Below are 14,462 nucleotides of genomic sequence, written 5' to 3' on the forward strand. Positions count from 1 at the left end.
AGCCATTTCATGTGACGAACTTGTAAAATCCACACGAAAAATGTGTGATGTGCATCACAAAACTATTGATTTGCGTGACGGATGTCATATTATGAGCACCATAAAGAGCAAAACCTGTAAAAAGAAAAAACTGGAGCACACAATGAAAATGCGCAAAATCCTGAAAAGCATGTTTGAGCAGTACTGCAAAACCTTTAAAGATGTACCGCCAGCTGGCATGTTTTAATCTGCCTGACTGAAGAAAAACCTGCTGCGGCAGGTTTTTTTATGCCTGAAATTTGAATGTTTCTCCTCTCTGTACCGCTATATATCGACATTTTATCCCTTAGCACTTTTTCGCATATCGTTATGCGTTTTACACTTATTTACAATGTGGGTAAGGGTGGTGCACTATGCGGACTCTATTTGAGATGGAGTCCGTGATTAAATGCGTAAACCCCTGTTGTTATCTGCGTTGTTTGCTTCTTTGGCCCTGGCTCTTTCAGGCTGTGATGATGCGAAAACTGACACTGCGGCAAGTCCTGCCCCGGCAAAACAAGCTTCCCAGGATGGCGGCAATTTGATTGTTGGTATTACCAGTGGTGACCCGTTAGCGATGAACCCGCTGTATGCCAGTGACCGTACTACGCTGACGATTATGCAGGCGCTGTATGCTCCGCTGTATAGCTTCAACGGCGACAAAATCGAATGGGGCCTGGCAGAAAGCCTGACGCCGTCCGATGACAACCTCTCATATCTTCTTAAACTTAAACCGAATCTGAAATGGCAGGATGGCAAAGCCATCACCGCTGATGACGTGGTGTTTACCTTCAACAAATTGCTCGATGAGAAGCAGCACAGCTTCTTCCGCAGTATGTTCGTGTATGGCGACAAACCGATTCAAGTCAGCAAAGTCGATGACCAAACGGTGAAATTCACGCTGCCACAGGTGAGCGCTGCGTTTGTCGGGACGCTGGTACAGATTTACCCGATCCCACAGCATGTGTTTGCTGATGAAAAGGGTGACATGGAAAAGAGCACCAAAAACGATGCGCCAGTCGGTTCGGGCCCGTTCAAATTTAAAGAGTATCGTGCCGGGCAGTATTACGCCCTGACGCGTTTTGACGACTACTGGAACGGTAAACCGAAACTGGATGCCGTCACCTACCGTTTTGCAAAAGACAGCAATTCCGCAAACCTGGCGCTACAAAACGGTGAAATCAACATGAAGATGGTTGATCCGCAAGATGTCACGCGCCTGAAATCGAGCGGTAAATTCGACTTCGTTATTTATCCGGAAGGCCGTCTGGCGTATATGACGTTCAACCAGAACGTCGATAGCATGAAGAATAAAACCCTGCGTCAGGCTATCGCTTATGCCATCAATAAAGATGAACTGGTTCAGGCGGCATTCTCTTCGCTGGATTACGCGCAACCTGCCGCGTCTATTTTGACGCCAGATACGCTGTATCAAACCAACGAGGTTGAAACCTATAAATTCGATGTGGAAAAAGCGAAAGCGCTGCTTAAAGAGTCAGGCGCACCAGCGAATCTGAAGCTACGTCTTGCCTATATCAACAGCAATAAAACCCAGGAAAGCATGGGGCTGTATATTCAGCAACAGCTGAAAAACGTGGGCATTGCGGTTGAATTGATGCCTCTGGATGCGAACGCGATGTCACAGCGTAGCCTGGACATGAAAAATACTGCTTATGAACTGAGTCTTGGCGGTTACATCATGGGTATGGAACCTGACGGTTATAAGTCGCTGTATATGAGTAACGAAGCTTACAACTACGCGCACTACAAAAACCCAGCGTTTGATGCGTTGTGGAACCAGGGTGCGACCGAAACAGACAAAACCAAACGTGCTGAGATTTACAAACAAATCCAGCAAACGGTGGCAAACGATATGGCCTGGTATCCTATTGCTTATACCAACGCCGTGGTTGCCGTCGATAAACGTTTTGCCGGGACGCAAGAAGCCGAACCTAAGCCGGTTTATATGTTCCAGGATCTGTCAAAAATCTATCAACAACAGTAATAAGCACTTACCCCCGGCACTCAGCCGGGGGTTTTATTTTGGGTAAAACCTGGAAAGCAGTATGAACAATCTGTTAGTACGACGCCTGGCGCAACTTGTGCCGATGCTGTTCTTCATTTCACTGGTGTCGTTTTTGCTGGTCAAACTGGCACCCGGCGATCCGGTGCAGGCCTACATCACACCCCGCATGAGCCCTGAGGATATCGAGCGTATCCGTCACAGCCTTGGGCTTGATAAACCGATGTTTATGCAATACCTGTTGTGGCTGAAAAACGTGCTGCAAGGGGATTTGGGTTATTCACTCATTTATCATCGCCCGGTATTAACCATGATTGCTGAACGTATTCCGGCAACGCTTGGGTTGATGGGGGCATCACTGATTCTGGCCATCGTGTTAGCCCTGCCATTGGGTTTGCTGGCCGGAGCTTTCAAACACCGCTGGCTGGATAACTTCCTCAACATGTTTGCCTATATCGGTATTTCAGTGCCGATTTTCTGGTTTGGTATCCTGCTGATAACGGTGTTTTCTGTGCAGCTCAACTGGCTGCCGAGCATGGGGATGCGCTCCATTGGCATGGAGGACTCATGGCTGGATGTGGTTCGTCACGGGATTTTGCCGTGTATCGCGCTGACTTTTTACAACCTCTCGAGTTATGTGCGTTACATCCGCTCTAACACCATTACGCAATTGTCAGCTGATTATGTGCAAACGCAGCTGGCATACGGCGCCACACGCCGCTCCATCTTATTCCGCCATGTTCTCAAAAATGTGCTATTGCCGGTTATTACGTTGTTTGGCCTGTCGTTTGGTGAGCTGGTGGTCGGTGCGTATGTCACTGAAAGTGTCTTTTCCTGGCCCGGTATGGGGCTGCTTGGGATCCAGTCAATAACCTCGCTGGATTACCCGTTGATCATGGCGATGATCATGCTCTCTTCAGCAATGATTATTTTCGGCAATTTATTGGCAGACTTGTTATATCGCGTGGCTGACCCGCGCATTAAGGCGTTGAGGTAAGACGATGAGTAGACGTTGGCAACAAGTTAAACATGGCCTGAAACGTAATCGTCCAGCTCAATTCTCATTACTGGTTCTGATCGTTTTCAGTATCGCCGCATTGCTGGCAGCGCTGAGTCCTTTTGATCCTAACCAGATGTCGTTGACGGCAAGATTACTGCCACCGGATGTGAAGCACTGGTTTGGCACCGATGACTATGGGCGTGACTACTTCACCCGTGCCTTATACGGCGGCCAGATCTCTTTGATGGTCGGTTTCCTGTCGATGTTATTTTCAACGCTGATTGGCACTTTGGTGGGGACGGTGAGCGGCTATTTTGGCGGGCGAATCGACAACCTGATGATGCGCGTGGTCGATATCCTGATGTCGATTCCGGCGTTCTTCTTGTTGTTGGTGCTCAACGCCTATCTGAAGCCGGGTATTGCCAACATCATTGTGATTATCAGTGCGCTGACCTGGATGAATATGTCGCGCCTGGTGCGGGCGGAAACCTTGTCGGTCAAGGAACGTGAATATGTGGTGTACGCGCGTGCCTGTGGTGAACATCCGTTTAACATCATTGCACGCCATATTATCCCGAATATCTTGCCGACCATTATGGTGGCCGCGACGCTGAATATTGCCTCGGCCATCCTGATGGAATCGACACTCAGTTTCCTCGGACTTGGCGTACAACAGCCGAATGCGTCATGGGGAAGTATGCTCAACAACGCACAATCGTTTATTGGGGAAGCCACATGGCTTGCCATGTTCCCTGGGATTTTGATTTTGCTGACGGTACTGAGTTTTAACGTTCTGGGCGATGTGCTGCGTACCGCCTTTGAGCCGGGGGCTAACCGAGATGAATAACTTACTGGAACTCGACAACCTGCAAACGTCGTTCTTCACCCGTGAAGGGGAAGTACAGGCAGTGCGTGGTGTGAGCTTTGCGGTGAAACGCGGTGAAGTGGTGGGGATCGTCGGCGAATCGGGCTGTGGCAAAAGTGTTACCTGTAAGTCGGTGCTCAAACTGCTGGGCAGCAACGGCAAAGTGGTCGGCGGCCATGTTCATTTCATGGGCGAAGATCTGGCGCGCAAAACGCCGGAACAGATGCGTCAACTTCGCGGCAACGATATTGCCATGATCTTCCAGGACCCGATGACTGCGCTTAATCCGGTGCTGACCATTGGCAAGCAGATGAGTGAGATTCTGATGCGTAATCAGAATCTCAACAAAAAAGCGGCGAAAGAAAAGGCGATTGCCATGCTGCAACAGGTGGGTATTGGTAACGCGGAAATCCGTTATAACCAGTATCCGCATGAATTCAGCGGTGGCATGCGCCAGCGCGTGATGATTGCGATAGCGCTTTCTTGCCACCCAAAATTGCTGATTGCCGATGAGCCAACCACCGCGCTGGATGTGACCATCCAGGCGCAAATTTTACGTCTGTTAAAACAACTGCAACAGCAAACCGATACCGCCATTATGCTGATAACCCATGACCTGGGTGTCGTGGCACAGGTCTGTTCACGCGTGGTCGTGATGTACGGCGGGCTGGTGATGGAGCAGGGCAGCGTCGAAGACATTTTTTATCGACCCGCTCACCCTTACACCCGTGGCTTGCTGGCGTCTCTGCCTCGTCCGGGCGAAACCGGGGCGCGTTTATCGCCTATCGAAGGTTCCCCTCCGGGCTTACTGAATCCGCCTCCCGGCTGCCCATTCGCCGAGCGTTGCCCGCAGCGCATGGCGCGTTGCAGTACGCTGCCGCCAATGTATGAAACGGGAGAGGAACATCAGGCCATGTGCTGGTTATGGGACCCTGAGGTGAACGCGGAGGTGAACCATGCAGGACGTTAAGCCATTAGTTCGGGTCAACGGACTACGCAAGTATTACCAGAGCCAGCAAAGTTGGTTTACTAAAACGCCACCGGTAAAAGCGGTCGATGGTGTGAGTTTTGATATCTATCCCGGTGAGACTTATGGGCTGGTGGGCGAGTCAGGGTGCGGTAAATCGACATTAGGGCGCAGCGTGCTTCGCCTGTTTGATATTACTGACGGTGAAATCGAGTTTGCCGGCCAGAACATTGCCAACATGAGCGACAAGCAGCTCAAGCCGTTGCGCCGTCGCATGCAGGCGATTTTCCAGGACCCATACTCGTCACTCAATCCTGGCATGACGGTCGCGCAACTCATTGCCGAGCCGATGAAAATCCATGGATATGGCAAAGAGCAACGCACGGCGCGCACGCTGGAATTGCTGGAGAAAGTGGGGCTGAAAGCTGAGCATTTGAACCGTTTTCCCCATGAATTCAGCGGTGGTCAACGTCAGCGAATCAGCATTGCTCGCGCCTTGTCGGTCAATCCGGAGTTTGTTTTGTGCGATGAACCGCTGTCGGCGCTGGACGTTTCCGTGCAGGCGCAGGTAGTGAATATTTTGCAGGATTTACAGCAGGCGTTTGGGCTGACATATCTGTTTATCGCCCATGACCTCTCGATGGTTCGCCATATTTCTGACCGGATTGGCGTGATGTATCTGGGCGCACTTGTAGAAGAAGCGCCGGCGGAAACGTTGTATACCGAACCGGCTCATCCCTACACCCGTGCGCTGCTGGCATCCATACCGGTAGCTGACCCGCATGTGCAATTGCTCGATCAGGGGGGCATCAGAGGGGAATTACCTGGGGCTATCAGCGACTGGCAAGGATGTAAATTCTGCAATCGCTGCCCACGAGCAATGGACAGGTGCCAGACTCAATCGCCGATGATGCGGGAGATTGCGCCTGGGCATCGAGTGGCTTGCTGGCTTTTTAACGAAGCGTAAGAAACAGCGGGGGCTTACTCAAGCTCCCGCACCACTTTGCAAGGTTGCCCCATCGCTAACACGCCCGCCGGAATATCTTTGCTGACAATACTGCCCGCCGCGATAGTCGTGTTATCACCAATCGTCACACCCGGTAAAATAACCACGTTGCCACCAATCCAGACATTGCTCCCGACCACAATCGGTTTGGCACAGGTCAAGAACGGATAATCAGGATTTCCCGTCAACCGCTCTTTTGCTGATAACGGATGAACCGGCGTGTAGAACTGCACATTGGGCCCTACAAGGGTGTTATCGCCAATGGTGATGGTGTTGCAGTCCAGAAATACGACATTGGTGTTGATAAAACAGTTGCGGCCAATCGTGACGTGTTTGCCGTAATCACACCAAAACGGCAGTTCAATCCAACTCTCATCGCCAAAGCCGCCCAGCATTTCACGAAGCAACGTTAGCTTCTTATCCGCGTCGTGGGAGTCGAGTTGCGCCAGTTTTTTCGTGATTGCGCGTGCATTGTGATACATCCCGAGTAGCTCAGGGTCGCGAGTGTTGTAGTTCAGACCCGCCAGTAATTTCTCATGTTCGGTCATTGTTGTGCCCTTATTTTTCCTGACAGCATTCTATTACTGATATCGTTTCAGCGTACAGATATGTACTATGACGCCCATTGCGAAACAGGAGAGTAAAAATGTCTGAACAATTATCTGCCGACCAGGAATTAGTATCCGACGTGGTGGCGTGCCAGTTGGTGATAAAGCAAATTTTGGATGTCATTGATGTGATTGCACCCGTTGAAGTACGCGAAAAAATGGCGAATCAGTTAAAGACCATTGATTTCGCCACCCATCCGGCAGCGGCAGATCCTGTGACCCGCCGCGCGATTCAAAAAGCGATTTCGTTGATTGAGTTGAAGTTTACGCCACAGGGCGAAGCGCATTAACTCAGCAAGTGAATCGCCCTTTGTTTAAAGGGCGATTCACCGTTAAAAGAATGTCATTACTAGTATGTAACTTGCCGCACACGCACAGCTCACACCGATCAACCCTGGCAAAATGAAACTGTGGTTGATGATAAATTTACCTATCTTCGTGGTGCCGGAACGGTCAAAACCGATGCAAGCCAAATCACTTGGATAAGTCGGTAAAACGAAGTAACCGTAAGATGCCGGGAAGAAAGCAATCAGCATTTTCGGCTCAACCCCCAACATCAAGCCCATCGGAGCGACGGCAGTTAACGCCGCAGCCTGGCTGTTCACCAATTTTGAAACCAAAAACAGCACAATGGCATAGGTCCATGGATGGCTTTTCACTACGCCTTCCAGCGCCATTTTTAGCTCTTCAAGATGGGCCTGGAAAAAGGTATCGCTCATCCACGCGACACCAAATACCGAGAAAATCGCCACCATTCCGGCTTTAAACACCGCACCGTTGGAAATAGCCGAAGCGTTGACTTTACACACGACCAGCATCACGGCACCGGCAATTAACATCATCATCTGGATAACCAGATTCATTGATAACGGTTTTAATGAACCTTTGATCTCAAAAGCCGGGCGCAGCGCCGGAATCGCCCCTAATAACACCACGACCAGAATCCCGGCAAAGAAGATCCACGTTGACCAGTAGGCTTGCTTAGGGAAAACCTGGTTCATCAAGGTTTCGCTGCCACCATAGATAAATTCACGCTGTTTTGGATCTTTGAGTTTTTCCTGAAACTCCACGTCATCCTGCAAATCTTTACCACGACGCAAACTCCACAGCGCCGCAATCAACACGCCAAATAAGGAGGCGGGCACGGAGACGCAGAGAATATCGAGGATGCCCCACGCGTGGCCAATGCCGTGATTTGCCGCCAGAATCGAAATCAGTGAAACCACCGCCACCGAAACGGGAGACGCGGTAATCGCCATCTGTGAAGCAATCGAGGCCACCGCCATTGGGCGCTCAGGACGAATGCCTTTTTTCAGTGCGATATCGGCGATGATCGGGAACATGGTGTACACCACATGGCCAGTCCCGCACAGGAAGGTCAGCATCCAGGTGGTGAAGGGGGCAAGTAGCGTGATGTGTTGCGGGTGTTTGCGCAGCAGACGCTCGGCAAACTGCATCATGACATTCAGGCCGCCAGCCGTTTGCAATGTGGCGGCGCAACCAATCACGGCAAGAATGGTTAGCATCACATCGACGGGCGGTTTTCCGGGTTCAAGGCCAAAGATGAAGGTGAGAATAAACAGCCCAATGCCACTGATCAGGCCTAATCCCATTCCGCCAAAGCGTGTGCCGACTAACAGGCACAGAATAATAACAATGAATTCAATAGTTATCATGGTCGTCCCCTAAAATTACACATGCCTTAGCATTACAGAATGTGGGGACAACCATTGAGACGCAGATCTTATTTGCTAAAATTCAATAAAAACAACATTTTAGAAATAATTTATTAACACTCCGCTTTTGGCCAGCGGAGTGTTTTCTCATAACGGCAGATGTGAATGATGAAGGCGAGGAAGGGCCGTGTGGTCGTTTTCTATATCAACAACTAACAACTCTTCACCCCGTTTTAGCGCCAGGCGCATGCCCGCGTTATCCGGCGTAACCTGCATATCCGTGATCGGTTGTTGATTATCAAAATCCCAAACGCTAACGAACACTGGTTGACGTTCATGGCTGCGTAACACCAGATAACTTAGCTCCCGAATGGCAGGATTATCCGGCGAGTTTCCCTGCCACAACTCGGCCTGGCCATAGAGCCATAATGCTTGTCCGTTAGGGCGGGTGGCAAAGTGGCGCGGCTGACTGTTGGTTAACAATGCACAATGGGCGTCACGCATTATAGTCAGCGGGCCGTGAGTACTAAACTGGCCCGGTTCCCCCTCCACATCCAGCGCTTTCCCCTGAAGATGGAGCGTCCAGTCAACTTGTTGGCAATGCGGATTTTGCACACTGCTGATATCAATTAATGCATTGTCCAGCCATAGCAAACGGCGGCGAAAACGCACGTCACGCCACGCTTCACTGTCCCATTGAACGCGGGTGTGGCTGTCGAGCTCAGGCGGCGTTTGTCGCCAATCAACTTCGGTATCCAACCAGCAGAACGCCTCACTTTCATGATACTGATGCACCACAGGTAACGCGGGAGGTTGATTCGTTTGATTGACCGTAATGGTGTTATGAGTGGCGCTGTTTTTGTAATACGCATAATGCATTGGCGCCCCGTAACCGGTGGTGCCAAGATCAGGCAGGATCTCTTGCGCATCATTAAACAGCAGAATATTCAGGCGGTCATAATGGTCATGCTCACCGCCGAAGGGGGTATGTTTAACCAATAAAGCGCGTTGTTTTTCAGCGTTTCGCCATAAGGTCAGACCGCAATCTGGCGCATGAAGATGACCGACGGGAATAAGCTCGGGAAGCGTCTCTGGCAGCGGCGTGTTGTAAAGAAAAGCATCGAGATTCGGCCTTGGATGCTGCGCATTGATAGCGTTAAGCGCGGCGGCATACTGCTCATCACGGTAGTAATGCCATGCAAATTGATAAAGATGACGGTGGTCTAATTTTTCCTGGCCGTAGATACAATCGTTGATACGCGGGAAGGTGCCGTCAGGCATCAAAAGAGTCAGTGGGAAACTGAGCATTTTTTTGTAGTAAGGCTTGTCCAGCAAACTCCAGCGCGTCCCGATAGCCAGCTTTTCAAAGGCAAGAAAACCCTGTAGCGCGTAGAAGTGATAATGAATGGAACCCTCAAACCACAGCCCTTCATCGAATAAGCCATGCTGGAGCTGATAGCGCAGCCCATAAGGTTGATTGACCGCGAAATCGATTAACGCCTCGTCCTCCATCACCAGACCTAAAATCCCCACCGCGCTGCCGATTTTGACTTCATGGTTATGCAACTGGGCAGTGCGATGAGCCATCAAAAACTGCGCACCTTCGCGCAATAAACGTGTCTTAATCGTGTTGCGCTGCTCGGCGGTGAGCGCCTCCGCGATGCAATCATAGCCGAGGGCGAAATCCAGCATGCAGTTAGCTTCGCACAGCGTCTGGGCGTTCATTTTCCCCGGTCCGTTATACGGAATACCGCCATGAATGGTGTAATCCGGATAGAATTCGGCATAGCGCAACAGCAGCTCACGAACTTTATCCAGATAGGCCTGTTCACCGGTCAGTTGCCACAGTAAACCCAACTGATGGCACGCTTTGGCATTCAGGCCGTTGAGCTCACGCCACCACGCGCCATCATAGGGCTCGCCGCTAAAACGCTGTCCATCGACTGGGCAACAATGGACGGTAGGGGAGTGGCGATCCCACACCAGCCTGACGCCGTGCTCAGGGCAAAAATAGTAGAGGTTCCAGGTGGCTCGCGCAGTTTCTGGCACGAGTACAGGGTTGTTGAGAACCACACTGTTGTCGTCAATCAACTGCTCAATAATTTCGGGTTGGGCGCTAACTCGTTGCTGAAGAAGAATAAGTTGTTGCGTGGTGAACTGCTTCATCGCTCGATCCTTCATCCCTGGCTATGTGGTTTTAACGGGGTAATCAGATGTGAAATATCATCGGGATATTTCGCCATTAGCCACGCGGCTTTTTCAGAAAACTGTTTGTCGTCAGGCCAGGCCCGTGCGGCACTGACCATGTTGATCAGCGCTTTTTTATCGTCCATTTTATCAATATCCTTCCAGGGCCATGATTCATTGCCATTTATGTAGTGTGCGATGTAGTGATAACCCTTGCGCAAACTATGGTCATCCAGGGAGAAATTCCACACATCAACCCCCGCCACTTCCCCCAAACGGCCCAGTTTGTTGTAAGCCTCGAGATGGAAATTGCTGTAATGCCACGGGCGCGTGCGCTCAATTTCCGCCATCTGGCGGCCTTCCTTATCAAAATGGGAAGGAATACGTCGCAGTTGGGTTATTTGCAGTCGTTTCTTTGCCGCTGCCGTATCGCCGCTAAACAGGGCAAATGACGCCGCCTGTAAATCAAAATACGTGCCGTGATTGTTGTGCCAGTTATCTTCTTCAAATCCGTTTTGGCTGGTGGTCATCCAGTGGTAAAAATCGCCATACCACTGTTTTATCTTCTGATAATCTTCCTCGCTTATGACATTCGCCGGGCGTAATAACTCAACCGCATCAATCACTTCTACCAGGGCTCGGCTGTCAATCAGACCGATTCCTCGCCCATCGTTGATGCCAGGTATTGCCTGCGCATATTGCAGATTGGGGTTCATGCGCGTTTCTGGCTTCACAAACCAGTTCAATAACTGATCGCGTGCTTTTTCAGCGTAGGCGGGTTTTTGCGTAAATTGCCACGCGAGCGCCAGTGTCCACACATCATTGCTCATGCTGACTAAGCGTTTTTTGTCTGTGGCATTACTGTTGGCATCGGGGTTGGTTTCCCCATCTTTGCGCAGATATGGCAGCCCATCTTTTTTTGTCGGGTCAGGCCACCAGTAAGGGGGGAAGCTGTAGTAATCATGTTTATCGCCACTGGCGGCGGTTAGCGTTTTATCCATCACCGAATACAGTGGTTTATTCAGTGCTTTATCCGCGCCAGCAATGAGTTTGTGATACGCACCAACAAACTGTGGGTTTTGTGCGTTCACTTGCTGTTGGCTATAGTGCAAATCTTCGAGCTTAATTTGCAATGGATGTGCATCGGCGGCGTATAGCGGCGAGGCGGTTAGAGCACCCACCACCGCCAGCGAAAGCAATGACAGGCAAGACAATAAATGAGTCTTTTTCTGGCGCATATTCTCTACGTCCATCAGTAGGTTGAAAAAATTATCCCGGAGCGAAAAGCATCCATCGCATGGGTCGTTGCGATATATTTAAACGCTCACTGATATTATTAATTTTTCGTTAAATATGAGATTTGAAATAATGTTTCGAATGTCGAGTGCGCAGTGTAAGAGACGGATTTAAAATTTATGTGATTCATGTCAAATTAATGCCGCCAATGTGAAAATCCCTCTAAAAACGTATTCCACGTCACAGGAAATAGCGTTTTTAAACTTTTATTGATTTTGTGTGATTATTGTTTAATTTCCTAATTAATTGATTTTATTGTAAATTTAATAATGAATTTTTTCTTCATTACTTACTGACGTGATTTACAGCATACTTTTTGATTATGAAATGGCATTTCTATTTTTTGCGGTTGTTTTTAAATGAGGTGTTCTATTTAATTGCTGGACGGTTTTTTTCATTTCAGAAATAACGTGCTTCACTCCATTAAGCTATTAATTGAACCTCTTAGATAAATAAGGAAGTGAAAACAAATGTCCCCTACAAAATTAAAATCTCTATTACTGATTTCAACCCTTGGTTTAAGTGCGACGCAAACATTTGCGGCTGAAACACTGAATGTCTGGATTCGTGCCAGTAACGACTCAAAGAATATTTATAAACAAGAGGCTGAAACCTTTGAGAAAAAGACCGGTATTAAAATCGAGTACTTTAATGCCACAACCGACTTTGAACAGCGCCTCGCAAGAGCTGCGGCAGGTAACGCACTACCCGATCTTATCTTTAACGATGCCGTTGCGATTGGGCAATTTATCCAGCTAGGTATAGCGGAAGAAATTGACCCGAAAACCATTGCCGGAGGTGAAAACCTTTATCCAACCGCGTGGGAAAGTACCCGTTACACCGACGGTAAATTCTATGGTGTTCCGACGTCAGCTCAAACCTTTGCACTGTTCGTGCGTAAAGACTGGCGCGAAAAATTAGGCTTGCCTGCACCAAAAACCTGGAGCGACGTCGAAACATTAGCCAAAGCCTTTACGACTCAAGATCCTGATGGCAATGGCAAAAACGACACTTACGGCTTTTTATTGCCGGGTGCCACCACACGCGGTTACGCCAGCTGGTTTATGAGTGCATTCCTGTGGCAGGCCGGCGGTGATTTTATCCGCGAAGGGGCGAAAGGGACGTTTAAAGCATCACTCGACGAACCGGCGGCTAGCGAAACATTGAAATTTATGCGCGGCATGCTGTGCGAAAAAGTCGTCCAGCCTGGTGCCATTAACGCCACCACCGCCGACATCATTCCGTCTTTCCGCTCCGGGCAAACCGGAATGTTCTTCACCGGCCCTTATCACATCGCGCTATTTGATAAAGACCCAGGTAAAGACAAGTTCGAAGTGGTGACGCTAACGGGACCAAAAGGCAGCGCGACGCTTGCTGAAGGGACTACGGCATTCATGATGAAAAGCAGCAAAAACAAAGAGGCGGCTCGGAAATTCATTGAATTTATGATTTCCCAGGAAGGGCAAGAAATTGGTATGGGCAAAGGCAGCAAACATATGCCTGTTGTGCGCTTACCGGTAAACAAAATGGTTGATACGCAAGCGGTCTATAACGATGAACGCTGGGCAACTTTCAGCAAACTTTACGCCGAACAGGGCCGCTACGTGCCGCAAGTTCCAAACTGGACGCCAATTCGCCAGATAACCGCCGATGGTTTCAATAGCATTCTGGCTGACTGCAACAGCGATATTGCCGCTGAACTTAAAACTACCAACGAGAAGGTCAACGCTGAGCTGGCTAAACAGCAGGTGCTGGCGAAGTAATCCTGGTTGTGATTCCCCCTCACCCCAACCCTTCCCCAGGGAGAGGGAGAAAACCGGTATATCCCTTTCCTCAGGGCGAGGGAGAAAACCGGTCAATTCCCTCTCCTGGGGGAGAGGGCCAGGGTGAGGGTGCAACGGATCAACTCAACTTATACAAGAGCGAAAACAACGATGTTAACCTCCCGCCAGAAACGAAACCTGGTGCCGTGGATATTTCTTGCTCCGGCGCTAGTCATTTTCACCTGGTTTAAATTCATCCCGATGCTGCAAGGCCTGGTGATGAGTTTCTACAAAGTGAACTTCAATCAACCAGACGAATGGGTTGGGTTTGCCAACTTTGCCCGCGCGTTTGCAGATGTTGAACTGCATTCGGCCGTTTTCAACACCTTTCTCTATGTGGTGGTGACCATGGTGGTTGGGGCCATTCTGGCATTCTTCCTGGCAATGTTGCTTGAAGGACCCGCCCGCCACTTGCGTTTCATTCGTACCGCGATTTTCTTACCGGCTGTGACCAGTGCGGCCATCGTCGCCGAAATGTGGCGCATCCTGTTTAACCCAACGCCTAATGGCGTAGTGAACCATATTCTGAGCTGGTTCGGTGTGGCAGACCAGGGGTTTCTCGCCAGTGCCGATCAGTCACTTTGGGTGATCATGTTGCTGCATATCTGGAAAGCGGTGCCGTACAACATGGTTATCTTTATTGCCGGTCTGGCGGGGATTAGCCGTGATTTGTACGACGCCTCAAATGTGGATGGCGCGAACTGGTGGAACCGCCTGCGTTACGTCACGTTGCCTGGCATGATCCCGGCTATCTCTGTGGTGTTGATGCTTTCGTTCATTCGTGGTTTCCGCGTCTTTGCCGAAGTGTATGCCACGACAGGCGGCGGGCCATCCGGTGCGACCGAAATGATCATGACCCATATCTATAAACTCGGTTTTGAACAATTTGACTACGGCTATGCTTCGGCGGTGTCGTTCCTGTTATTCACTTTCACCGTGGTGCTGACAATGTGTCACCTCACGTTGAAAAAGCGCATTGCCCGCTATTAAGGA

General features: G+C 49.9%; 13 protein-coding genes. 9 read left to right on the forward strand and 4 right to left on the reverse strand.

The window, feature by feature from the left end; all coding sequences use genetic code 11:
* The first annotated feature begins 142 nt into the window (after positions 1-142).
* The 6 genes from azuC to OH773_RS08455 all read left to right on the forward strand — a co-directional run bounded on the left by azuC (position 143) and on the right by OH773_RS08455 (position 5,840).
* A complete protein-coding gene (gene azuC, locus OH773_RS08430) occupies positions 143-226 on the forward strand; it encodes a stress response protein AzuC (protein WP_115628089.1) in 84 nt (27 codons plus the stop codon).
* 201 nt (positions 227-427) lie between these two features.
* Positions 428-2,023, forward strand: coding sequence for an ABC transporter substrate-binding protein (locus OH773_RS08435; RefSeq protein WP_270144785.1), 1,596 nt, complete (start codon positions 428-430; stop codon positions 2,021-2,023).
* A gap of 61 nt (positions 2,024-2,084) precedes the next feature.
* Positions 2,085-3,038, forward strand: coding sequence for an ABC transporter permease (locus OH773_RS08440; protein WP_270144786.1), 954 nt, complete (start codon positions 2,085-2,087; stop codon positions 3,036-3,038).
* A 4-nt stretch (positions 3,039-3,042) separates the two neighbouring features.
* On the forward strand, positions 3,043-3,888 hold the full coding sequence (locus OH773_RS08445) for an ABC transporter permease (protein WP_270144788.1): 846 nt from the start codon (positions 3,043-3,045) through the stop codon (positions 3,886-3,888).
* Positions 3,881-4,876 carry an ABC transporter ATP-binding protein gene (locus OH773_RS08450; protein WP_270144790.1) on the forward strand — a complete coding sequence of 332 codons (996 nt, stop codon included), beginning with the start codon at positions 3,881-3,883 and terminating at the stop codon, positions 4,874-4,876. The genes OH773_RS08445 and OH773_RS08450 overlap by 8 nt, the downstream gene beginning before the upstream one ends.
* Complete coding sequence (locus OH773_RS08455) at positions 4,863-5,840, forward strand: ABC transporter ATP-binding protein (RefSeq protein ID WP_270144792.1); 978 nt, start codon at positions 4,863-4,865, stop codon at positions 5,838-5,840. Before OH773_RS08450 ends, OH773_RS08455 begins: the two co-directional genes overlap by 14 nt.
* A 14-nt stretch (positions 5,841-5,854) precedes the next feature.
* Here OH773_RS08455 and OH773_RS08460 read toward each other — a convergent pair whose 3' ends face one another.
* Positions 5,855-6,427 carry a sugar O-acetyltransferase gene (locus tag OH773_RS08460; protein ID WP_270144795.1) on the reverse strand — a complete coding sequence of 191 codons (573 nt, stop codon included), beginning with the start codon at positions 6,425-6,427 and terminating at the stop codon, positions 5,855-5,857.
* Positions 6,428-6,525: 98 nt separating this feature from the next.
* Here OH773_RS08460 and OH773_RS08465 point away from each other — a divergent pair, with 98 nt between their 5' ends.
* A complete protein-coding gene (locus tag OH773_RS08465) occupies positions 6,526-6,777 on the forward strand; it encodes a DUF2766 family protein (RefSeq protein ID WP_064559159.1) in 252 nt (83 codons plus the stop codon).
* 42 nt (positions 6,778-6,819) lie between these two features.
* Here OH773_RS08465 and OH773_RS08470 read toward each other — a convergent pair whose 3' ends face one another.
* From OH773_RS08470 to OH773_RS08480, 3 genes are all read right to left on the reverse strand, one after another.
* Positions 6,820-8,163, reverse strand: coding sequence for an anaerobic C4-dicarboxylate transporter (locus OH773_RS08470; RefSeq protein ID WP_270144799.1), 1,344 nt, complete (start codon positions 8,161-8,163; stop codon positions 6,820-6,822).
* Between the two features lie 147 nt (positions 8,164-8,310).
* On the reverse strand, positions 8,311-10,329 hold the full coding sequence (locus OH773_RS08475) for a heparinase II/III domain-containing protein (protein ID WP_270144801.1): 2,019 nt from the start codon (positions 10,327-10,329) through the stop codon (positions 8,311-8,313).
* A gap of 11 nt (positions 10,330-10,340) precedes the next feature.
* A complete protein-coding gene (locus OH773_RS08480) occupies positions 10,341-11,564 on the reverse strand; it encodes an alginate lyase family protein (RefSeq protein ID WP_442865677.1) in 1,224 nt (407 codons plus the stop codon).
* Between the two features lie 552 nt (positions 11,565-12,116).
* Between OH773_RS08480 and OH773_RS08485 the strand changes: the two genes are divergently transcribed.
* Together OH773_RS08485 and OH773_RS08490 are read left to right on the forward strand one after the other, a co-directional pair.
* Positions 12,117-13,409, forward strand: a complete 1,293-nt coding sequence (locus tag OH773_RS08485; protein WP_270144805.1) for an ABC transporter substrate-binding protein — start codon at positions 12,117-12,119, stop codon at positions 13,407-13,409.
* Between the two features lie 171 nt (positions 13,410-13,580).
* Positions 13,581-14,459 (forward strand): carbohydrate ABC transporter permease, encoded by an 879-nt coding sequence (locus tag OH773_RS08490; protein WP_270144807.1) that lies wholly within the window; start codon positions 13,581-13,583, stop codon positions 14,457-14,459.
* The last annotated feature ends 3 nt before the right edge of the window (positions 14,460-14,462 follow it).

It is taken from the genome of Buttiauxella sp. WJP83 (assembly GCF_027594725.1).
GTDB classification, from domain to species: Bacteria; Pseudomonadota; Gammaproteobacteria; order Enterobacterales; family Enterobacteriaceae; genus Buttiauxella; species Buttiauxella selenatireducens.